Source organism: Photobacterium angustum, assembly GCF_002954615.1.
In the GTDB taxonomy this organism is placed as follows: domain Bacteria; phylum Pseudomonadota; class Gammaproteobacteria; order Enterobacterales; family Vibrionaceae; genus Photobacterium; species Photobacterium angustum_A.
Map to the genome: position 1 here is coordinate 271,484 of NZ_MSCJ01000003.1, position 21,803 is coordinate 293,286.

The 21,803-nt window shown below is 38.0% G+C and carries 11 protein-coding genes and 10 tRNA genes; 17 read left to right on the plus strand and 4 right to left on the minus strand.

Features of this window, described 5'->3' with window-relative positions:
- Positions 1–54 precede the first annotated feature (54 nt).
- The 3 genes from BTO08_RS15895 to BTO08_RS15905 all read left to right on the plus strand — a co-directional run bounded on the left by BTO08_RS15895 (position 55) and on the right by BTO08_RS15905 (position 7,686).
- Positions 55–2,355 carry a patatin-like phospholipase family protein gene (locus tag BTO08_RS15895; protein ID WP_105061655.1) on the plus strand — a complete coding sequence of 767 codons (2,301 nt, stop codon included), beginning with the start codon at positions 55–57 and terminating at the stop codon, positions 2,353–2,355.
- A 403-nt stretch (positions 2,356–2,758) separates the two neighbouring features.
- Complete coding sequence (locus BTO08_RS15900) at positions 2,759–7,156, plus strand: M36 family metallopeptidase (protein WP_105061656.1); 4,398 nt, start codon at positions 2,759–2,761, stop codon at positions 7,154–7,156.
- A gap of 245 nt (positions 7,157–7,401) precedes the next feature.
- The gene (locus BTO08_RS15905; RefSeq protein ID WP_105061657.1) at positions 7,402–7,686 is read left to right on the plus strand and encodes a hypothetical protein; all 285 of its coding nucleotides are present in this window, start codon (positions 7,402–7,404) and stop codon (positions 7,684–7,686) included.
- Between the two features lie 43 nt (positions 7,687–7,729).
- On the opposite strand, the gene BTO08_RS15910 is transcribed toward BTO08_RS15905, so the two are convergent.
- Positions 7,730–8,533 (minus strand): AraC family transcriptional regulator, encoded by an 804-nt coding sequence (locus BTO08_RS15910; RefSeq protein ID WP_105061658.1) that lies wholly within the window; start codon positions 8,531–8,533, stop codon positions 7,730–7,732.
- A 73-nt stretch (positions 8,534–8,606) separates the two neighbouring features.
- The gene (locus tag BTO08_RS15915) at positions 8,607–9,230 is read right to left on the minus strand and encodes a hypothetical protein (protein WP_105061659.1); all 624 of its coding nucleotides are present in this window, start codon (positions 9,228–9,230) and stop codon (positions 8,607–8,609) included.
- Between the two features lie 268 nt (positions 9,231–9,498).
- Here BTO08_RS15915 and BTO08_RS15920 point away from each other — a divergent pair.
- From BTO08_RS15920 to BTO08_RS15965, 10 genes are all read left to right on the plus strand, one after another.
- Positions 9,499–9,589 (plus strand) — tRNA-Ser (locus tag BTO08_RS15920).
- 40 nt (positions 9,590–9,629) lie between these two features.
- A tRNA-Asp gene (locus BTO08_RS15925) sits at positions 9,630–9,706 on the plus strand.
- 43 nt (positions 9,707–9,749) lie between these two features.
- A tRNA-Thr gene (locus BTO08_RS15930) sits at positions 9,750–9,825 on the plus strand.
- Between the two features lie 9 nt (positions 9,826–9,834).
- A tRNA-Tyr gene (locus tag BTO08_RS15935) sits at positions 9,835–9,919 on the plus strand.
- 7 nt (positions 9,920–9,926) lie between these two features.
- Positions 9,927–10,002 (plus strand) — tRNA-Asn (locus BTO08_RS15940).
- Between the two features lie 376 nt (positions 10,003–10,378).
- Positions 10,379–10,469: transfer RNA gene (locus BTO08_RS15945), tRNA-Ser, on the plus strand.
- A 40-nt stretch (positions 10,470–10,509) separates the two neighbouring features.
- Positions 10,510–10,586, plus strand: a tRNA-Asp gene (locus tag BTO08_RS15950).
- A 43-nt stretch (positions 10,587–10,629) separates the two neighbouring features.
- Positions 10,630–10,705: transfer RNA gene (locus BTO08_RS15955), tRNA-Thr, on the plus strand.
- A gap of 9 nt (positions 10,706–10,714) precedes the next feature.
- A tRNA-Tyr gene (locus BTO08_RS15960) sits at positions 10,715–10,799 on the plus strand.
- Positions 10,800–10,806: 7 nt separating this feature from the next.
- Positions 10,807–10,882, plus strand: a tRNA-Asn gene (locus BTO08_RS15965).
- Between the two features lie 46 nt (positions 10,883–10,928).
- Here BTO08_RS15965 and BTO08_RS15970 read toward each other — a convergent pair.
- Both BTO08_RS15970 and BTO08_RS15975 read right to left on the minus strand, forming a co-directional pair.
- Positions 10,929–12,707 (minus strand): LamG-like jellyroll fold domain-containing protein, encoded by a 1,779-nt coding sequence (locus BTO08_RS15970; protein WP_105061660.1) that lies wholly within the window; start codon positions 12,705–12,707, stop codon positions 10,929–10,931.
- Positions 12,708–12,867: 160 nt separating this feature from the next.
- Complete coding sequence (locus BTO08_RS15975; RefSeq protein ID WP_105061661.1) at positions 12,868–15,750, minus strand: GNAT family N-acetyltransferase; 2,883 nt, start codon at positions 15,748–15,750, stop codon at positions 12,868–12,870.
- A 196-nt stretch (positions 15,751–15,946) separates the two neighbouring features.
- On the opposite strand from BTO08_RS15975, the gene BTO08_RS15980 reads away from it, so the two are divergent.
- The 4 genes from BTO08_RS15980 to BTO08_RS15995 all read left to right on the plus strand — a co-directional run bounded on the left by BTO08_RS15980 (position 15,947) and on the right by BTO08_RS15995 (position 21,764).
- Positions 15,947–16,507: a 3'-5' exonuclease gene (locus tag BTO08_RS15980; RefSeq protein WP_005366750.1), complete on the plus strand. Its 561-nt coding sequence runs from the start codon at positions 15,947–15,949 to the stop codon at positions 16,505–16,507.
- A 244-nt stretch (positions 16,508–16,751) separates the two neighbouring features.
- Complete coding sequence (uvrB, locus tag BTO08_RS15985) at positions 16,752–18,722, plus strand: excinuclease ABC subunit UvrB (RefSeq protein WP_105061662.1); 1,971 nt, start codon at positions 16,752–16,754, stop codon at positions 18,720–18,722.
- A gap of 652 nt (positions 18,723–19,374) precedes the next feature.
- On the plus strand, positions 19,375–20,466 hold the full coding sequence (locus BTO08_RS15990; RefSeq protein WP_198038488.1) for a GGDEF domain-containing protein: 1,092 nt from the start codon (positions 19,375–19,377) through the stop codon (positions 20,464–20,466).
- The gene (locus tag BTO08_RS15995; RefSeq protein WP_105061664.1) at positions 20,463–21,764 is read left to right on the plus strand and encodes a GGDEF domain-containing protein; all 1,302 of its coding nucleotides are present in this window, start codon (positions 20,463–20,465) and stop codon (positions 21,762–21,764) included. Before BTO08_RS15990 ends, BTO08_RS15995 begins: the two co-directional genes overlap by 4 nt.
- Positions 21,765–21,803 lie beyond the last annotated feature (39 nt).

The window sequence follows — 21,803 nt, forward strand, 5'->3', positions numbered from 1 at the left end:
TTTAACGATGAGAGGAACTCGTTAGTTAAAATATTTTCATTGTGATGGCGCTAAATGATTGGGAACTTCATGGTGTTGAAAAAGCATAAAATAATAAAAACCGTATTATTTATGGCACTCAGTGTACAGTCTCTTACTGTGTATGCGAGTGCAGATGAACGTCCCAAACTTAATCGAGAACGAATTGGACTTGTTCTTAGTGGTGGTGGTGCAAAAGGTGCTGCTCACATCGGCGTACTGGAAGTATTAGAAGAAAATCGCATTCCTGTTGATATTGTAACTGGCACCAGTATGGGCGCTTATGTTGGTGGCATATACGCCATGGGGTTAAGTGCTAAAGAAGTGAAACGTCGTACCTTTGCCGTAGAATGGGAAGAAGGATATCTCGATCGTGCTAGTCGTAACGATCTTACCTTACGCAGAAAACAGCAAAGTGATAGATATCAATTGCATACTGACATTGGTCTCGATCTGAATGGTGAATTTAAATCGCGTTCAGGTGCATTTCAAGGTCAAGGATTTGCTAAAATTCTACGAGATGTCACTGATAACCTCCCAGCTTTAAAATCTTTTGATCAACTCGCAATCCCGTATCGAAGTGTAGCTACCGATATTGCTAAAGTGAAACCTGTTATATTAAGTTCAGGTCATTTAGCGACAGCAATGCAAGCATCAATGACAGTACCTGGGGCGTTAAAGCCGGTTCACTTAAATGGGAAACTACTGGTTGATGGTGGTGTTGTTAACAATATGCCGGTTAATGTGGCGCAAGTTCTAGGCGCAGATGTGATTATCGCGGTAGATTTACGTGATAATTTAATGCCAAGTAAAGATCTTGATAGTGCGTTGAATATTGTTTCGCAGTTAACGACTTATATGACCAATGCGAGTGCTGATCTGCAAAAAAGTCTCATGGACGAAGGTGATGTATATCTCCAGCCTGATGTGTCATTTATGACAGCGGCTGATTTTGACCAAATGAAAAAAGCATATTTAGCGGGAAGGAAAGTAGCAACGGCTTCGCTACCAAAATTACTTCGTTATCAATTATCAGAACACGATTACCAAGCTTATATTAAACAAAAACAAAGTCGTCGAAGCCAATTAACCGTAGCCTCTGCTTATTATATTGATAAGATAAAAATAAAGAATAATACCCGCTTACCTGAAAAAACTTTATTGTCTCAGTTGGATTTAAAAACAGGTCGAGTGATTTCTAATGAAGAATTAGAGCAAGCAGTTAAACGTCTGCAAAGTGAAGATGTTTATGGTCGAATTACTTATCAAATTAAGCAAGAAAACGGCGAGAACGTGCTTGATATGGACATAAATGAAAAATCATGGGGACCGGGGTATTTAAACTTTACCTTGGCGTTCGAAGATGATTTTGTCAATCGCTCAAACTTCTCTTTTGGTGCCCAATACCTATATACCGACCTCACAGATAAAGGGGGAGAGTGGTTAACTGAGTTCTCATTAGGTAGTTGGAAAAATATCAATACTGAATTTTATTTCCCACTAGATTATAACCAGCAGTTTTTTACAGAAATTGGTGCCGGCGCAAGTAATGAGGTGAGGAAATTCAACCGCCCTAGTATTAATTATGTTGAGGAAAATCGTGATGATCGGTTTAATATCGAAACTGAATATCGACACGTTAATGGCTATGCTGCCATTGGTTGGAATTTAAAATCATCAGCAGAAGCTGTTCTTGGATACAGTGTTCAAAAAGGCTCTATAACGATCCTTTCAAAGCGAGATAAAGAGAATTATTTTTTGCATGGCCCTTATGTAAACTTAATTTATGATGACTTAGATAGTTTCTATTTTCCGTCAAAAGGTTTATATGCTAATGCAACCCTTGGTTATAACCAAACAACTAGTGAGTATAAAGATAATGGTGAAGTGAATGGCAATACTATTTCTTATAACTTATCGATAAAAAAACCGTTTACTTATGATCGACATACCTTGGTGTTAAATGCGAAAACGGCAGGATCTGATTCAGATGAAATGTTACCTATTTTTGTTCAGGCGTTAGGTGGCTTATTTAATTTATCTGGTTATCACCGTTACGAGTTAAATGGCCGTTATAGTGCGTTTACAAGTCTTGTCTATCGATATCGTGTCATGGATAATAATTTTGGCGCGTTTAAATTACCTGTTTATGTGGGGGGATCTATAGAGCACGGTGGAGTTTGGGCTAAATCTTCAGAAATGTCCTGGGGCTCGGCAGTGACAGCAGGTAGCATTTATGCGGCTGTTGATTCGATTATAGGCCCTGTTTACTTGAGTTATGGTCAAGCCGAAGATGGCAACAGCTCGTTCTACCTTTCTCTTGGCTCTTCGTGGTAATCAACAAATCAAGGTTAGGTAAATTTACTTAACCTTGATTATTTTAATTATGAATGTCTTATGTATTTACATGGCTATGACAAATGTATCTAAATATATGGCAAAATAATTATCGATATAACCTTTGTCTTATCATACTGAGGATTAATTATTTAGGAAGGATCTTGAATAATAATCATTTTTGTATTGAATATTACTTTTGCGAGCATTTTGCTCGCTTTTTTTTTAACTAAGATTATTTTTAATTACTGGTGATTTTTATCCTATTTTAAAATGTTAAATAGCATTTATTTATTAAATATTTTCTTTCTTTTAAACAAGACAAATAAAAATTAAACCGTTTCTATAATCACAAAGTTAATTTGTATTCAGCAAAGTAATTAAGATGAAATAGAGGCTGCTCATGAAAATTATTCGAGTATTTATATGGCTCGCAATGCTAATAAGTATTGTGAGTTGTAATGGTGGTAGTGAAGATACGGCGGAACCTAGCAGTGATAGCAAAACTGTAGTCGTTGATTTTACACCTGAATTCACCGCATTTCGTATGGCTGTTCCCTCCACAAAAAACGAACAAATAGGAAAAAATGCTTCATCACCAATCTTATTAGTGGGTACTTTACAAGCAACGAATACAGCTACGAATGCTGTCGATGAGTTCGATTGGAAAGCGTATCTACATCTTGATACTTTTAAAGTGGAATCGGAAACAACGGTTGGCCTAACACCGGGTAATTATGATCTTGTGCTTGATATTGAGCATGATGGACAAAAATATCATGGTGAAGCGAACACCGATATCGTCGATGGTAATTCTCCTGTTGCGATGAATTTAACCCCTGTTTTAGGAAAACTTGATACTGACGTCTCTGTTAATCCTGAAATGGCTAAACTCTTTTTTAAAGTCGACCCTAACGAATTAAATTTATTAGGTTTAGGGACCCCCATTGTTGGTATTGGGCTTGATAATAATCAAGAAATGAAGTTTTTAATCAACAAAAATTCAGCACAATCTGATCTTTTTTTTAATATCCAATATGGTAGCTATTTAGTTGATATTAATTTCTATGATGACACTGAAAAAGTGGGTCATTTAGATGTTCCCAATCAAGCATTAAATATTGATCAAAATACGACGGTTGTTAATTATGATGTGGTTCCATTGATGGGAGTCACCGTCATTACATTTAATGAGCAAGGTGATACTACAGATATCACGGTTAAAATTCCTAACTCGATCATTACCCATGTTCAGCAATTATCTGATCTTAATACTGAGCTTAAGCTGTTAGATCCTAACAATATGATAGTGTTTGATGATCAAGTGATATTTACCCAAGATCCAAATACACCTAATAGTTACATCGCAACGCTACCGATGAATTTGAATTTTGCTCAAACACAGACCCATGGTTTGTTTTTAACATTAAAATTTTTCGATACAGCGGATAATCCGACTGTCGCATTTGCAAGCTGTACTTCAGAAAGTTTTCATTTAGAGCACAATGATAAAACCTTAGGTTGTCAGGTAACGTTTAACGATACAACCATTGATGTTGTAACGGCACTTAATGCGCATTTTGTAGTGAATGTTTACGATGTAAACGGTAACCCCGTTAAAGATGCTCAAATCTTTATTGATGATGCAACAACTCCTATTGGTGTAACCGGAGAAGATCCGTTTACCAGTGAAGGTGCGGTTGTGTTTAATACATCAGTAGGTGAGCATGATATTAAGGCTAAAGCGATTGGTTATCTCGCTGAAAAAGTCGTTAATGCCGCACCTTTAAGTATCAATAATGTTGATTTATATTTAATGATCCCTGAATCGCCACCAGCAGATGCTGTTGAGCCAAGAAATTATGATACACGGGTATCTTTAACAGAAAATGTCAATATTCCGCCTAGTACAGAGCAAACAAACCTTGCTAATGACATGATGGTAAGAATACCGCCGGTTAAAATTGACTATGAAAAACGCACAGGTGTGGCACGTGTTCTTTATAATCAGACGGGTTATTTGACTGATGCTGATCCAAGTAAAACCACAGAGCAAGTGGTGATGGATTTTCTTGAAGATAATCGACGATTATTACATTTATCACCTACCGATATTGCCAATGTAGAACAACAAGTTTACGAAACAGCGGCGACAGGTGCGAAGCGTTTTTACCTACAACAAAAGCGTCATGGGCGTGATGTCTTTAATGCTTTGCTACAAGTTAATGTGAATCGTGATGGTCGGATCTTAAGTGTGAATAACACCTTCTCACCACATATTGATCAAGTGATCTTGAGCAAGCAAGCACCTACCATTACGGTTAAGCAAGCGATCATTAATGCTGCTGAAAAAGTAGGGATCAAGGTTCGCCACCAGCCAGCTATTGAAAATGAAGATCTTGGTGCAGACGATCAAGCAACAAAAGTTAATGCAGCCAGTGCTTCAAGAGAGCCTATTGACGCTAAATTAGTGTATGTGCCGGTAAAAAATGATGAACTACGCTTAGCATGGTCGTTTTTACTCTTCACTCACGATCAACGTCACGTTTATCAAATGCTGGTTGATGCCAATAGTGGTGAACTTTTAGCTTACTTTGATCAGGTTGATGAGCACAGCTATGAAGTGTTCCAATATCCGGTTGAATCACCTAATCATGCAACACCTGTTAACGCTCGCCAAATTGAAGTAAACCCTGCAGCAAGTCCCGGTTCACCATGGGCATGGCATGATCTTAATGCCACTATTGGTGATGAGTTTACTATCATGCGTGGTAATAATGTTCACGCTTATAATGATTCAAATAACTCTGGTTCACCGACAGGACCTGAGCCTGATTGTATGGCCGGTATTACCTGTGTCTTCCCGCTTGATTTCACCCTACCACCACAAGACAGTAGTGAAGCCGCAACCGCCAATTTATTCCACTGGAATAACATTATTCACGATATCACTTACCTTTATGGTTTTGATCAAGCATCAGGGAACTTCCAAGTTAACCAATATGGAGCACCTGGCGCTGGCGGTGATGATGTGATGGCTGAAGCGCAAGATGGCGGTGGGATGAATAATGCGAATTTCTGGACCCCTGCTGACGGTACACGCCCTAGAATGCAAATGTACCTATGGTCATATACCACTCCACAGCGTGACGGTGATTTTGATAATGCGATTATTGTCCATGAATATGCTCATGGTATTTCTAATCGTTTAGTCGGTGGTCCTGCAAATGTGAATTGCTTAAGTAATTACCAACGACCATCAGAAGGGATCAGTGATCTTTACGCATTGATGATGACTCAACCTACAGGACTCACAGGGGCCGATCCTCGTGCGATGGGGACCTATGTATTAGGTCAGCCAACCTCGGGTGCAGGTATACGTCCGCAACGTTATAGTACTGATCCTGCCGTCAACAATTACACTTATGAAAGCATTATCTCCGGTATGTCAGTTCCTCATGGTGTCGGCTCTGTATGGGCACAAGCGGCATGGGAAGTGTATTGGGCATTGGTAGATGAACATGGTTTTGATATTAACTTGTATAATTCATTAGGGGGCAGTGGTAACCAACGTGCCATGTTGTATTTCACCGAAGGGTTGAAAAATACCATTTGTTCACCAAGCTTTATTGATACACGTGACGGTATTATCCAAGCTGCTATCGATAATTATTCGGGTGAAGATGTTTGTTTAATTTGGCGTACGTTTGCAGGCTTTGGGCTCGGTGTTGATGCAGTATCACCAAGTAGTAATAGTTTAAATGTTACTAATGGCTTTGGTATTCCAAGCTCATGTGATGAGACTGCTGATGTGTGGGTGGAAGATACCCATTATGATTACTTTGGCCCCGCACCAGATACGGGCAATGAGCCGGATGCCAATATGGTTGGTAAATCTATGTGGCGCAGTAAAGCGATTTGGAACCGTGTCGTTGCAGGTAGTCCTGGCCCACATCAAAACCCAGAGTTTGGTCAGAAAAATGAAATTTACGTTAATGTGAAAAATCGTGGCGCAGCAACGGCCTTTAATACCACCGTTGAAGTTTACTGGGCACATGCATCAACGGGATTAACGTGGCCTACGGGTTGGACATTGCTTGGTACTGATACCATCGGCACTCTACCTGTGGGGGCTGATGTACAAGCAACAGTAACTTGGGAGCCACCAACAACGGGACATTATTGTTTAGTGGCACGATTAATTAACCCACAAGATCCAATGAGCTTCCCTGAAACAGCGAGCATTAACTATAATACTCGTCAGAACAATAATATTGCATGGCGAAATATGAATGTGGTTGATTTATTGATTAATCAGCAGCAAAAAATATCGTTTATTGCTAGAGGGATCGATACGAGTAATCAACAGATTGTTTTACAAATAGGTCATGATGAACAGCAACGCTTCCTCAATGATGGTGGTAGATTAGCGATTAATCTGCTTGAGTTTACAGGAGTAGATGAATGGCAAGAGATCACGCAATTGCCATTTATTATTCGTAATTTACAAACCCCAACAGGTAATGCCAATGAAGCGAATGTGCAATTACGCTTTAGCGCAGATCCTATGCCTATCACAGACAAAGAAAGTGCACTTTACCATCTTGATGTGATGCAGTTAGGTACAACTGCGACGGGGAGTAATCAAGAAATTGGTGGTGTATCGTATGAAATTATTACGCGTACTCACTTAACCGATACGGATAAAGATCAGAAACCTGACATCCAAGATGATGATGATGATGATGATCAAGTCCCTGATGAGTTAGATGCTTATCCACTTGATCAATCACGTCATTAATTGTTAATAAGTGACACACTTAAGCCTCGCTATTTAGCGAGGCTTTCTTTTTTCGGTTAAACCGTGTGTTTACTCTTAGCATCTAAAGTGACTATGAGGTTATCTAAATACCTGTATCAAAACATGTCTAATGGTGGGGAGATGGTAATTAACTGTAACAGTGAATAAATAGCGAAAGGGGAGTGCTTGCTGCGTCAATCGTATATTAATACCATCGCGTAAATTCAAGTTACGGACAACGTGTGATGGCATTTTTTAAATTAAAAATTACCCATGGACTTTCTCATTACCCCGATATTATTACCACAACGCGGGATCCACAGCGCGCTCTACAATTTTTAAAGTACGATGTATCACCGTATTCGCGTGGTTTTACTAAAATCGTGATCGTTGATAACAAGCAATATGTGAAAAATTTAGCGAATAATGCCACTGCTGAATTTCAATCTGATTATATCCACGATGGTGAATGCAGTGTATTTACTCTACTGAGTAGTAAAATTCTATTTGCTCGTTGGAATCGTAAGTAATTTAATATCAGTAATACGGATGCGAGCAGTACAATATAGACAATTATATTTTCGGAGGCATCGCCTCATCACCTAAGCGCTGACGATATTGATCGGGTGTGCTGCCTGACTGCTTTTTAAACGCAGTAATAAAGGGAGATGCCTGATGATAGCCAAGTGTTAATGCTATTTCTTTCACGGATAACCCACTACGAAGCAAATGTAGAGAATAGATAAACTTTCGTCGTTGTCTCCACTCGGTAAAGTTCATCCCGAGTTTATCTTTGAAGTGGCGGGCAAGGGTACGCTCTGTCGTATGAAGCATTTTTGCCCATTCAGCTAAACTGCGATTATTGGTTGGATTTTTTTCAAGTTCAATCAATATTGTTTGTAAGAGCTTATCATCACTTGTTGGTAAATATTGATGGTGTTCTTTACTCATTAATACTTGATCAAACAGCACTTTCACTAAGCGTTTATCTTGTGGGGTTTCAGGGCTAACAATTCGACGTTCTCGTAAATCACTCACCATAGCTTGCATTAAGGGGCTGACTTCCAATAAACAGGCATAATTCGGCAACGCATTAGCTAGTGGCTTGGTAATGTTCATTGAACAATAATTTAAACTACGACGAATATAACTTTGATGCTCCATTGCTGGTGGTACCCATAATGCAAACTGGGGAGGGGCAAGAAAGTGTTTACTCTCAGCCTTTAATTCAATGATCCCTCCACTGATCAGTTGCAATTGCCCCCACGGATGAGCATGTTTCATCGTTCCTGTATTAGGCAGAAAAATCGTATGACCAAAAAAGATATCACCGGGTGGATTATTATCATCAAATAAAGGTTGGTATACGTTTTTCATTGAACTTTAGCTGTCATATGATGTGATAAGAATAGTATACGCAGGTTTTAGGTTATTGATCTACTTTGATAACTTATGGGTACCAGTCGATACCGCAAGTTTGTAATGCTTTAAGGTAATCTGGGTTTAAAGGGTAGCGGCCTACTGTTGATCCATGCAATGGGGTTTGAAAAATTCGATATTCTAAAAATTTCCCCGTTAGCATTTGGTTAAATAACGATTTCGCAGCATCACCTGTTGCAACGGTATAAGGCGATCTTGAAGCCAACGCTTTTGCCGTTACTGTGCTAAAGCTGAGTTGTAATTGATCTCGTTGGTGCATTTTGCTATGACTCAAATAATGATCATATCCGGTCAGAATATGCGGTGATATATCCATCTGTTGTTTGAGGTAATAGGGCATATCACGTTGTTTGATTAGCCAACGATAATGACTATCTACCTGTAATTGGATATCGCCAACGGGTAAGGGGTTTTGATCTGGGCTGTGCATGCCGACTCTTATCTCATCATGAACCATATCAACAATCGGATAATAGCTGCTATCCGTTTGCATTGGAGAGATGGCGCGTACACGACAAACAGGCTCACCTGAGAGTTCATCAATAACAGTGATGGCTTGCCATTGAGCAGGATAGAGCGCAACACAGCCCGAACAAAAGAAGATAACAGCAATAAGTATTATATAGAATGGCATATAACATCCTTGTGCATCTCAATAACGCTTAAAAAGCGTGATAACTGACTTTAGTATATGCAAGCTTTACACATTGTGTTTAATCCCTTGCGAGAAGAGAAGATATGTAAAGCGCGGTATTGCTTGAAAAATAAACGTCGGAATGGATAATAAATGGCGATATTGTTACCTTTATTAACACTCTGATTATTTGTTAATCGAGTGGCGTTTTTTCTTAAAATTAGGCTTTACAGATTTTAAATCTATCGGTAATATTCGCCGCACTTACGGAGAGATGGCTGAGTGGTTGAAAGCACCGGTCTTGAAAACCGGCATACGTTTATAGCGTATCTAGGGTTCAAATCCCTATCTCTCCGCCATATTCTAGAGATTCGATTTATCGGGTTTCGTTAAAGAATTGGAGCGGTAGTTCAGTTGGTTAGAATACCGGCCTGTCACGCCGGGGGTCGCGGGTTCGAGTCCCGTCCGCTCCGCCAACATTTTGATTTAACGCTTGCGTTAAATAGACGAAATTTTAGTGCCGACTTAGCTCAGTAGGTAGAGCAACTGACTTGTAATCAGTAGGTCACCAGTTCGACTCCGGTAGTCGGCACCATTAAATTTCGGTGGGGTTCCCGAGTGGCCAAAGGGAGCAGATTGTAAATCTGCCGGCACTGCCTTCGAAGGTTCGAATCCTTCCCCCACCACCATTACAATTCCTCCTTAGTTCAGTCGGTAGAACGGCGGACTGTTAATCCGTATGTCGCTGGTTCAAGTCCAGCAGGAGGAGCCAAATAAAAAAGCCCGCAAGTGATTGCGGGCTTTTTTACGTCTAAAATTTGAAAAATCGTTGCTTAGTTATCGACACCTTTCCTCCTGATCTACCTTACCATTTTCCCTTAGTTCACTTAGTGATTATTGCTTGTGGGAGTTAATCGTTATTTTTGTTATTTGCTATGATTTTTTTGAGGCTAGGTGTTGGCGTTAGATGATCTATTTTTAGATTTAATTGTATTATTTATTGAAGATTTAGTGATCATAACCATCTAATAACTATCAGGTTTGCAAAAAATAATATCAAAATGCGCGTTTGTTAATCGAGTGAACGTTTTTTCTTAAAATTAGGCTTTACAGGTTTTAAATCTATCGGTAATATTCGCCGCACTTACGGAGAGATGGCTGAGTGGTTGAAAGCACCGGTCTTGAAAACCGGCATACGTTTATAGCGTATCTAGGGTTCAAATCCCTATCTCTCCGCCATATTCTAGAGATTCGATTTATCGGGTTTCGTTAAAGAATTGGAGCGGTAGTTCAGTTGGTTAGAATACCGGCCTGTCACGCCGGGGGTCGCGGGTTCGAGTCCCGTCCGCTCCGCCAACATTTTGATTTAACGCTTGCGTTAAATAGACGAAATTTTAGTGCCGACTTAGCTCAGTAGGTAGAGCAACTGACTTGTAATCAGTAGGTCACCAGTTCGACTCCGGTAGTCGGCACCATTAAATTTCGGTGGGGTTCCCGAGTGGCCAAAGGGAGCAGATTGTAAATCTGCCGGCACTGCCTTCGAAGGTTCGAATCCTTCCCCCACCACCATTACAATTCCTCCTTAGTTCAGTCGGTAGAACGGCGGACTGTTAATCCGTATGTCGCTGGTTCAAGTCCAGCAGGAGGAGCCAAATAAAAAAGCCCGCAAGTAATTGCGGGCTTTTTTACATTTGAAATCTAGGCTTTTGTTAACAACTCATTGGATGATAAAGGTCTATTAACTATTCTTAACTCACTGACATAACCATACAAAGGGTTATGTAATTTACTGTTAGAACATGATGATCCCACAATCCAAGCGGTATCTTCTTTGATTGAAAGGCCGTGACTTTTCTCCGTTGGGTTACGCATTACTTTGTATCCATCAATGTACATAGTGGTATGTTCGCCATCATTTATAATTGCGATATGGTACCACCTCATCAAATCGAGACTCCAAGACCACGCCGTGGTGGTATCTTGCTGTTGATTGTCCATGGTTTCCCATTGAACCTCATGAAGAGAAGATATCGCCATGACAACGGCAGGATCTTCGCCAGCATCTTTAACAAAATCATTGAGGCTGGCTTGCTGACATAAAATTCCCCCCCAACGTGATAAATCACTTTCCCAATCATCCGGTAACTGCAGGAAGGTTTCAATGGTATAACCTTGATCCCAGTTATTAGTACTGATTGCTGTTCCCAGCGTTGATAAGTATGCGCCAGTATCTTCCGCTTTATTACCCTTTAGTAGAACAGAGCCTGCTGTGTGACCGTTTTCTGGTGCAGATTCTGAGTATTCAAAATAATCTTTCAGTGCTCCAGTGTTGGCTTCTCTTGGCATCATTTTGAAATGGCTACCGTTTCCTGAAAGATCCTGAAAAATAGATGTGACACTGCCTTCGTCATCGACTTTCATCATGTTTTGTTGATCGAACTTCCAGTAACCCACTGTGCCGTCAATAAGGGCTGGCATAGGTGATAATTCCCCTTGATTTAAGTTACTAAAACGCTCTTCAAAATTCATGTCGAACTCAAAGTGGTTGGTCTCATTGGTTAACTCAGGTATATCAAACGGTGTTCGTTCATCGTCTGGAATCGCTTGAACCCAAGGGGAGAATGAGCGAATGACCAGTTGATTATTACTGTAATCAAAACCGACAGTACGGAGCATGCCATTGCCTCCCCAAAAGTCTGCTTGGTAATCGACAACCATCATTAGTACATCACGACCATAAGCATTTTTGGCGACCATATTAGCTGCACCATGATGGTGGCCATTCATGGTTAGGAAGATCTGGTCATTCTTATGAATAAAATCGATCCAGAACTCAAAGCCTTTTGAGGTGATTAATGGGCTCTTTCCATCACTATCAATATTCAAAAGTTGGTGGGTTGATAAAATAGCTGGGGTGTTAGGGTATTGATCAAGTAAGTTTTGGGCCCAATCAAACGTCGCTTCTGAAGGGTTCCAATCGATCGCAAAAACTAAAAACTCGGTGTTATTGTGCGGCTCTTTGAAAAGATGACAACTATTGAAGCCACAGTCACTGACTGCGATGCATGTATTGACTTCAAAGATCTTATTCTCTGGGAAGTGATTTAAAAATGGTTCGTTGCTTTGGCGGTCAATATCAAAATGATCACCGTTTTCAAGATCGTGATTACCACATAAGAGAGAATAAGGCGTATTGTCTGATGCGCCTAAAATATCCATTGCCTGACAGGCCACATCCCACTCTGCTGGTTGATCGTAATGCTCGACTAAATCACCAAGGTGAATAGTGAATGGAATATTCTCTTCTTTCCAATTATCTGCGATCCATTGAGTTTGAGAATAATAACGTTCAGGACTATTTTCAGAATATTTTTGAGTGTCTGGTAAAACAGCTAATTTCCAGTTTTGATGAGATTTCTTTTTATCATTGCCTGAGCTATTGTTTGATTTACATCCTGTTAAATATGTTGCAACCATAGTTGCGGCAACACCTTTTAGGAATATTCTTCTGCTGATCATGCTTTTTAGTGCTATCTGTAATTTATAAAGGCACAATACTGGCAGGGTTATGTTGCATTTTTATTTACAAAATCTAACTGAAATTAAACTTATCAATATAAATATAGCGCTCTTTAATCTAAGGGTATTGCACTTTTTTAAAGCACATTAAGGTATTAAGTGATGGATCATGTGCCTGTAACAAATACTGTTTGCTGTCTTTTAAGCCCTTTTTTTCTAGCGCAGATATCCAATAATCAATGCCTTGGAAGTTTCTCAACTCGGCTTGATTTTCTTGCCAACTAATATGTAATCCAGCATTAAAAACGGTATGGACTAAAGAGCAAAATGTACGTTGTTGATCGGTACCTGCATCGTGATCTCGTAAGATAAAATACCCTTCAGGTTTTAATACGCGATAAATCGAATCAATATAGGCATCGAGCTTTTCGGGCGGACAGTGATGTAGCCCTATATAACAGGTGATCAAATCTAAGCTATTATCTTCAATGATATTATCAGGGATAGGCTCATAATCATTCAGCGCAAAAAACTCACCAACTAATTTTATACTACCGCGTTCGACAATCTCTGCAGGTGAGTTATCTGGGGCACTTTCATTAGAAATAAAAACTTTTCCTGATAGCTTCAACGCCTTTTTTAACCCATTAACATAGCGTCCTGTAGAGCCAATTTCTAAATAGCCATTAAGATGCCTGTCTGTTGGTAGAATGGTTTGGGTTTGCTCTGCCATTTCTTTTTTTTGCTTTGCTAGCGCAGGAAGCGCAAATCGAATATCTGCAAGCGCTGGTTTGATATCTGGTAGTGAATACTGGATCTCATGATAGATAGCTTCATCAGAATTTATGTACTGACAAGCGTCCATTATGAGCTGGTGGAATAAATGCTCGGGGTAGAGGTGATAAATATTTTGTAAAAATAGATAGAAGGCATCCCGTTGTTGAACGGTATTATAGATTTGTCGAAATTCGGAGCCATTTATTTCTTCTGGGCTAAATAACGTCGGATCATTGTTTTGGCGATAATATTTATCCCATAAGCAGTGACGAAAACGATAATCAGAATCCCATTTCGCTTTGAGTTCAAACAACTTTGTGGCATTAGGGTAGGCGCGATGGAATTGATCAAAACGCGCATGGGGTTGATACGGTAAGTAATAACAGCCACCCGCATTTATCGCTGCTTCAATTAATTCTCTTGTCCAAATCGCCACTTTTTCTTGTTCTGCCTTGCTTGCTCCTTGTTTGTAATAGAGTACAAACGCAAACACTTCTTCTCTTGCCCACGCGAGAATAGAGCCTGGATCTGGATGAGAGTGACGAATAGAAATATTCACAGTATTAACCGCATAACGGGTCAGTATTTCTGTCATTTTTGGTGTGAATTGTTCAATGTTCCCAACAGGAATAAAATACTCCTGTAGTACGTAAGTGGTTTCCGTCCGTGAGATCGGCTCGAGTTCTGCCACATCATAATTGGCTTCATCATTACGTGTTGTGATCTTTTTTCGCCAATAAAGGGCTGGCTCGTAAATATACTCTCGTAGCCAGTTACCAAAAGGAGCTTCAGTGATGGTCCAGAGCATATATTTTTCAGCTAAATAAAGTTTACGTGATTGCCTTGGGGCAACATTTACCGCTTGACCTGTACTGAACCAAGTAATGACTTGTACCCGATTAAACTCTGGTGGCAGCATATCAGCATTATGGAAAACAGCATCTGGGTCGCCTTTGATATTCTCGGCAAAAAAAGCGGGGTATTCCGTTAACGGTATTTTCTTATGTAAACGTTTTATACGACTGTCGTTCGTGAGTGATAACTCTGCTTCAACAATGATTCCCAATGCGCCATAACCACCAATGGCGCCATAAAATAGTTCGCTATGTTGCGTGGGAGAAGCAATGACAGCGGTACCGTCATCTAATAATAATTTAATTTCATTAACAGAAAGAATCAGCGGACCAAGGCTAACATAACGTCCGTGACAATTAACACTCAATGAGCCACCTATGGTGAAATTGGCATAGGTTTGCATGATTTTTACCGCGAGGCCGTAGTCTTTAATCTTGGCTTGAATATCACGCCAACGAGCCCCCGTTTGCACACGAATAGTTTGTTTGTTTATATCTAGTTCAAGGATACGGTTGAGGCCACGCATATCAATATGTAACGTATCTGGATGTGCGGTTTGTCCGCCCATGCTATAGCGTCCACCACCAATTGAAACAGGCTTGGATGTCGATTGGAGCATTGTTTGTAATTGCTCAATCGTGCCAGGAATATAGACATCATCAACACTAACGGAATAGAGCCGAGATACTTCTTTTATAATATTGGTATTGGTCGTTTGTGATGATGTGCTTGTTGGTAACACATAGCGAAGTCTTAATAATAAAGGTAAGCCATATTGCTGGCTTAATGCTTCAGAGCCAGATTGTGATACTTGGTAAAAGCCATAGCGCTGATAAAAACGGATGGCACTTTTATTACAAAAGGTGACGTCTAATTCAATGCATCGATAACCTTGCTGATTTAATTGATGGCAAAGATCATCGAGCAATGATGTGCCAAGGCCTTGTCCTCGAGCATTTGAAAATATAGCAACATTGTTAATGTAAAAAGCATCTTTAGAGGGTAGAGGGACATAGTTAGCTAATGCTTTTCTGACCGTCGTTAATATACGCCATTTTAAATGAAGCGGGGAGGCAAAAAGCAGTTGTATCGCGCCTGTTAACTCTTGTTGTTGTAATTGCTGACGAGAGTATCCGAGGACCGCGCCTTGGGTAATATCATTATGATTATAAAGCCACCCAAACCGATAACTAAATAGCCCTTGAGGTTGTACAACAAGTTTATGCAATACGCTCAGTGCTGTTTGTTTATCAATAAAGATGAAATTCATTAATTCATGCGAACTATCATAGATACAATTAACTATTGTTTCTATATCAGCTTGTTGTGCATGTTTTAGTGTTGTCTGCGTTTTTTGTGGCGGATTCATAGAATTATTATTCCTGTATAAGCTAAATCAATCCACTTGGCACTATAAATAAAGATAGTGTGAGCTTAACTATTTCGCTGTATGTTTTTCTTTATTAACATCATAGAATATGTTTCTCTCGTCTCTTAACGGATGAACCAGTTAACACAAAATGGTATTATTAACGGCTGTTTTGCCTGTGACACTTGGATAACTAATGAATTTTGACCGTATTGTGTGTTTCGATCTCGAAATGTGTTGTTGGAATGATGGCCGCACATCTAGAACCGGTGAAATCATCGAAATTGGTGTGGCAGAGCTTGATCTCAACACCGGAAAAATTGTTCGTCGGGCACAACATTATGTGCGTCCTGCAAAAGATGAAATCTCTCCGTTCTGTACAGAGTTAACAGGAATTAAGCCTGAGGTTGTTGAAAAAAATGGTAAGCCGCTTTCTGTGATTTTAAAATCGATCGAACAAAAGTTTGGTGGTCGACATAAGATCTATGCAGCGTGGGGACATGACGATCGTATTTTGAAAAAGGAATGTTTAGCTAAAGAGCTAAAAGTCCCTTTTCGTGAATATTTAAATCTTGCCACTTTATTTAAATTACAGCGTCATGTGACTAATAAACGATTAGGTCAACGTGCCGCAATGGAAATTGCTGGTGTTGAATGGGAAGGGCGTCAGCATTCGGGTTATGTCGATGCGTATAACCTTGCGCGTTTAGCGGCAACCATGTTCTGCGAAAAAGACACAGATTCAACACAGGAATAGTGTTACTTCCAATCGATTTGTTTAGTAAAGCCGACTGATAGAGTCGGCTTTTTTATGTGTATGATGTAATTCGTGCGATGAAAATGCTGTTGTTTATATTTTGTGATTCGGTGCCAATGCTTGAGGAGATATTTGGATAACTAAAATATTAATATTAGTTTGTACCAAGGGATTAAGTGTTTAAACAGCAAAATATAATGCGTTATGTATACTGACAAAAGCCGCTCATTAAAAGGTAACTTTTATGTCACAGAATACGTTTATTTTGCATTCCGCTTATCCTCCATCAGGTGATCAACCTGAAGCTTTAGCTCGATTAATCGGTAATATTCAGGATGGTGTTACACACCAAACACTGCAAGGGGTTACCGGATCTGGGAAAACTTTCACGATGGCAAATATGATCCATCGCCTTCAGCGTCCTACCTTAATATTGGCTCATAACAAGACGCTTGCCGCACAACTTTATAGTGAAATGAAACGTTTCTTTCCTGAAAATGCTGTCGAATATTTTGTCTCTTATTACGATTACTACCAACCTGAAGTGTATATTCCTGGTAGCGATCGCTTTATTCGTAAAGATTCTGCGGTGAATCAACAATTGGAACGATTACGTTTATCGACCACCAAATCGTTGATTGAGCGTAAAGACGTGATTGTAGTGGCATCGGTATCTGCTATTTATGGCTTAGGCGATCCAGCCCAATATCGCGCAGTACAAATTCCCTTATCGGTGGGCATGACCATCGATAGAGAAGACTTTATTCAACGTCTTGTCGCGCTGCAATATAGCCGTTGTGAGCGAACGATTGAACGAGCAACTTTCCGTGTACACGGTGAAATATTTGATATCTATCCAGCAGATTCAGAATCAAAAGCAATACGTGTAGTGATGTTTGATGACACCATTGAGCAACTTCAATGGCTTGACCCTATTACAGGGAAAGTGTTGGGCGACATTGACCATTATTTTGTCTCTCCAAAAACCTTGTATGCCGCTTCAAAAGACAAGTTAATGAAAGCCAGCATTGAAATTCAAAAAGAATTAGAAATGCGTGTCGCTGAATTAAATAATGAAAATCGTATTGTGGAAGCGGCAAGGCTGTATGAGCGCACGACACATGATATAGAAATGATGCAGCAACTTGGATATTGTTCAGGATTAGAAAACTACTCATGTTATTTAAACGACCGCGATCCTACTTTGCCACCGACGACCTTATTAGATTATTTACCTGAAGATGGCTTACTGTTTATTGATGAATCCCATGTGATGATCCCGCAGATTTCTGCAATGTATCGCAGTGATGTGAGTCGTAAAGAGACATTAATTGATTATGGCTTTCGGTTGCCATCAGCGAAGAACAATCGACCTTTAATGTTTAAAGAATTTGAGCAAATAAAACCACAAACCGTATTTGTATCAGCTACCCCCGGTGAGTACGAACTCAAAAAATCACAACAGCATGTTATTGAACAAATCATTCGCCCGACAGGCTTGCTTGATCCTATTGTTGAAGTGCGTCCTTTAGCGACTCAAACAGACGATCTATTAAAAGAAATATCAGAGCGTACGCAAAAAGATGAACGAGTATTGGTGACGACATTAACGAAAAAAAGTGCAGAGGCATTGTATGAGTTAATGGTAGAGCAAGGCATAAAGGTTAGTTATATTCACTCAGAAGTAAAAACCGAGCAACGGGTTGAAATTATAGATGATTTACGTGCAGGTAAGTTTGATGTGCTTATCGGGATAAACCTGTTGCGAGAAGGTTTAGATATTCCTGAAGCCTCATTGGTTGCGGTATTAAATGCCGATCATGCGGGATTCTTGCGTTCAACACAGGCGCTGATTCAGATCATTGGTCGTGCTGCTCGTAATGCAAACGGTAAAGCGATTTTATATGCTGATAAAATGACGCCAGCAATGCAGCAAGCGATGAAGGAATCACAACAACGCCGAGAGCGACAGGTGGAATATAATAAAGCACATAATATTACGCCAGCCTCTTCTCAACGTAAAAAAGCAGGAATAGATAATAATGAGCCTGCACAACATAGTGTTGAGTTCTGCTCTAATCTATCTGAGTTATGCCAGCAAATTACGGCAACAGAAAAAGAACTACTGGTGGCTTGTGATACGAATGATGAAATACAAGTTGGTATTTTTAGAGAAAAGCTCAATGAGTTATATCGTCAGTTCATATTTATGTAAAAAAGGATATTAATTGATAGGAACTTAAGGCCGTAATTATTCGGCCTTAATAGTAAAAACGAACTAGATAATCATGATGTTAATGATATTTATAATATGAGTATGCTTTATTAGTCATTAATATCTTACTTCTAGATATACAGTTTAATTTTCTCAAACTTTAATCCATTCTTTCAATAGTGCTGTTTACATATATGAAACAAAAAAGCACTACAACCCTAACATCCGCCTTTTAAAAAATGAAAAATAAAACAATAAAATAACAATGGAACGGTGTTTCATTTGTAAGGGGATGTTTCAAATAGCGTTTTTTTGTGTTCTCTTGTTATGTATTTAATTGATAAATAAGATATTTATTGAAGTTTTGTCGGAGGGGGAGTCGTGATTAAGATCACGTTAAAAATTTATTATACTTCATAATAATTTCTTGTTGTAAGAACTTTAATGAAAATAAGCATATTTAGATATATAAATAATGAATATAAACTTTATTATCAGAGCATTTTGTTTAAATGTAGCATTAATCATGCTTGTCATTTTTTACAACTATATAAATATAAACACATTAGAATATAGAATTACTAATAATTATGAGAAGATTATATCTATAACACGGTATTTTCATCATCGTTTTTTGAATGCAGAATATAAAATGTATGAATCAGGTGTTTATAAATTTAATGATAATGATAAAAATCAAGGTGGCGTGATTATATCAAAAGATGGCTTATATCCTGAATTATTAGAAGATTTGAATAATAATTACAAAGATATTTTAGGATTTTTACCTAAAAGTTATTTTAAATCTTTAACCTTTATTATGCCAAATGCTCATTATGTTTTACCGTTGAAAGATAAAAAATATATTATTGATAATGATTATATTAACGATGTAATTAAAAGAAAAAAATTGAATTATAAATTTAACTTTTTCAGAGATGATGACGTAAAGGTATCAAGTAAAGATAAAAATAAAAATAGGCAAGAAATAATATTACCTATTTATATTAAAGGCGTTATTGAAGCTATATTTATTGTTGATGTTGATATTAGTTGTATAACTAAGTATATCAATAACTATAATGATGAGATGTATACACAATATGAAGTTGAAAATAAAGATGGATTATTAACTCAAAAAATAGAGGTACCTTATGCAAAAAATGATAAAGAATATATTTATATAGGATTGAATTTATTTGATGTAATGTTATTAATATTTAAACTATATTTAATCATTGAGTGTATGTACCAAATACTATGTCGCATGTTTACATTTTTTTATAAAAGAATAATGTATGACTCAATGACTCATTGTTTAAGGCGAAATATTTTTGATATGAAGTATAAAACATTGAGTTCTCGCTCTGTAATTATATTTGATATTGACCATTTTAAATTAATTAACGATAACTTCGGTCATGCTATTGGCGATCATGTTATTGGTGAGATTGGCAAAATGTTACAGCAGCAAGCAAGAAAACATCACCTCTATTTTCGCTGGGGGGGAGAAGAGTTTTTAATATTATTACCAAAAACAAACAAGAAAGCATTACTGGACTATGCAGAGATACTTCGTCATGAGGTAGAGTCTATGACATTATTAGATGGAAATAATGTGACGATTTCATTAGGTACTAGTGAGCAAAAGCCAAAAGAACATATATATCAGACGATTTACCGTGCAGATATGGCTCTTTATCAAGCAAAGGAATTGGGTCGAAATAAGAGTCATTATTTATGATTTTAAGACGAGTGATTATTTTTCTACTTCTTAATATAGTCTTTTTTACATTAACGTATAGTTTATATTATAGCTATAATAAGATTAAACAGAAAGAAGTCGAAGAGTATATAAGAGTTCAACTTTATCATGTTTTTGATAATCTTGAAGTAGTCTCTTCTTTCTATGCTAATGCAAAAACGGTAACAATAGAAGGAGGTCTACACCATATAAATCATGTTGGTGTTTATACGCCTGAAAAAAATGAAATTAAATCTTTATCTCAAGGTGTTAATGCATTATCAAAAAATTTAAAAGAATTAATTGGTGATGAACTTTGGAGTTTAGGTATTATTGATAATAATAATGAGAAAATAAACACGATATACTTTTCTCCAATGAGAGTTAGCCATATACAGATATTTTTAAATAGTGATTATGACTTTTTTAATCATGTTTTAAAAAATGAAAAACTACCTACTACATATGAAGAATCATTAGAGTATGGTCTTATAATGCAAACTGAAGCATATAAGGAAAGCTTTAATCACCAGTGTGTAAGAAGCATATATTATCCTATTTATATTAGTAGGAAACTAAAAGCATTATTACTATTGGATGTTAAGTCTACATTATATCAAACTTGGATAGAGAAGTTTAACAACACACAATTTACATTGTTTTCATCTGAAGAGAATTTAAATAGCAAGTTTTTGAATAAATTAGAATTACCTTATACAAAAAATGACTCTTTATCTATCTATCTTAATAAAGAGTTGTTATTAAAATACAGTTTTGTATTCTCTTTTGTGTTGGCTTTTTTAGTTAGTTATGTTTCTAATATTTTGAATTACGTTATAAATTTATACCAGAAAGACAATATGACTCAGTGTGTTAGAAGAGATATTGTTGAGCCAAAGCTAAGGAATAAAAGATTAAATAATCAAGCCGTTTTAATGGTAGATATCGATAAATTTAAAAGTATTAATGATAATTATGGTCATGATTACGGTGATCAAGTTATTACTACCGTGGCTTCAATTTTGAAAGATAATACGAGAAAAGGAGATAAGTGTATTCGGTGGGGGGGAGAAGAATTTATGCTCATACTGAATATTAAAGATATCGATGTAGTGAAAAATAAAGCAGAGCAGTTACGTATAGCGATTGAGTCTCAAAATTGCCTTGATATTAAATTTACGGTATCGATTGGTGTCGCTATGGCTGAAAATAATTGTTTTTCGCAAGTATTAGAAAGAGCGGATATGGCGCTATATCATGCAAAAAATAATGGACGAAATCAGGTCGCATATTTATGAATATTAAATATATGAAGTCTTTCGCTTTAGTTATATGCT

Coding starts and splice junctions, on each gene's coding strand:
- BTO08_RS15895 (WP_105061655.1), top strand. CDS start 55: ATGATTGGGAACTTCATGGTGTTGAAAAAGCATAAAATAATAAAAACC.
- BTO08_RS15900 (WP_105061656.1), top strand. CDS start 2,759: ATGAAAATTATTCGAGTATTTATATGGCTCGCAATGCTAATAAGTATT.
- BTO08_RS15905 (WP_105061657.1), top strand. CDS start 7,402: ATGGCATTTTTTAAATTAAAAATTACCCATGGACTTTCTCATTACCCC.
- BTO08_RS15910 (WP_105061658.1), bottom strand. CDS start 8,533: ATGAAAAACGTATACCAACCTTTATTTGATGATAATAATCCACCCGGT.
- BTO08_RS15915 (WP_105061659.1), bottom strand. CDS start 9,230: ATGCCATTCTATATAATACTTATTGCTGTTATCTTCTTTTGTTCGGGC.
- BTO08_RS15970 (WP_105061660.1), bottom strand. CDS start 12,707: ATGGTTGCAACATATTTAACAGGATGTAAATCAAACAATAGCTCAGGC.
- BTO08_RS15975 (WP_105061661.1), bottom strand. CDS start 15,750: ATGAATCCGCCACAAAAAACGCAGACAACACTAAAACATGCACAACAA.
- BTO08_RS15980 (WP_005366750.1), top strand. CDS start 15,947: ATGAATTTTGACCGTATTGTGTGTTTCGATCTCGAAATGTGTTGTTGG.
- uvrB (WP_105061662.1), top strand. CDS start 16,752: ATGTCACAGAATACGTTTATTTTGCATTCCGCTTATCCTCCATCAGGT.
- BTO08_RS15990 (WP_198038488.1), top strand. CDS start 19,375: ATGTATGAATCAGGTGTTTATAAATTTAATGATAATGATAAAAATCAA.
- BTO08_RS15995 (WP_105061664.1), top strand. CDS start 20,463: ATGATTTTAAGACGAGTGATTATTTTTCTACTTCTTAATATAGTCTTT.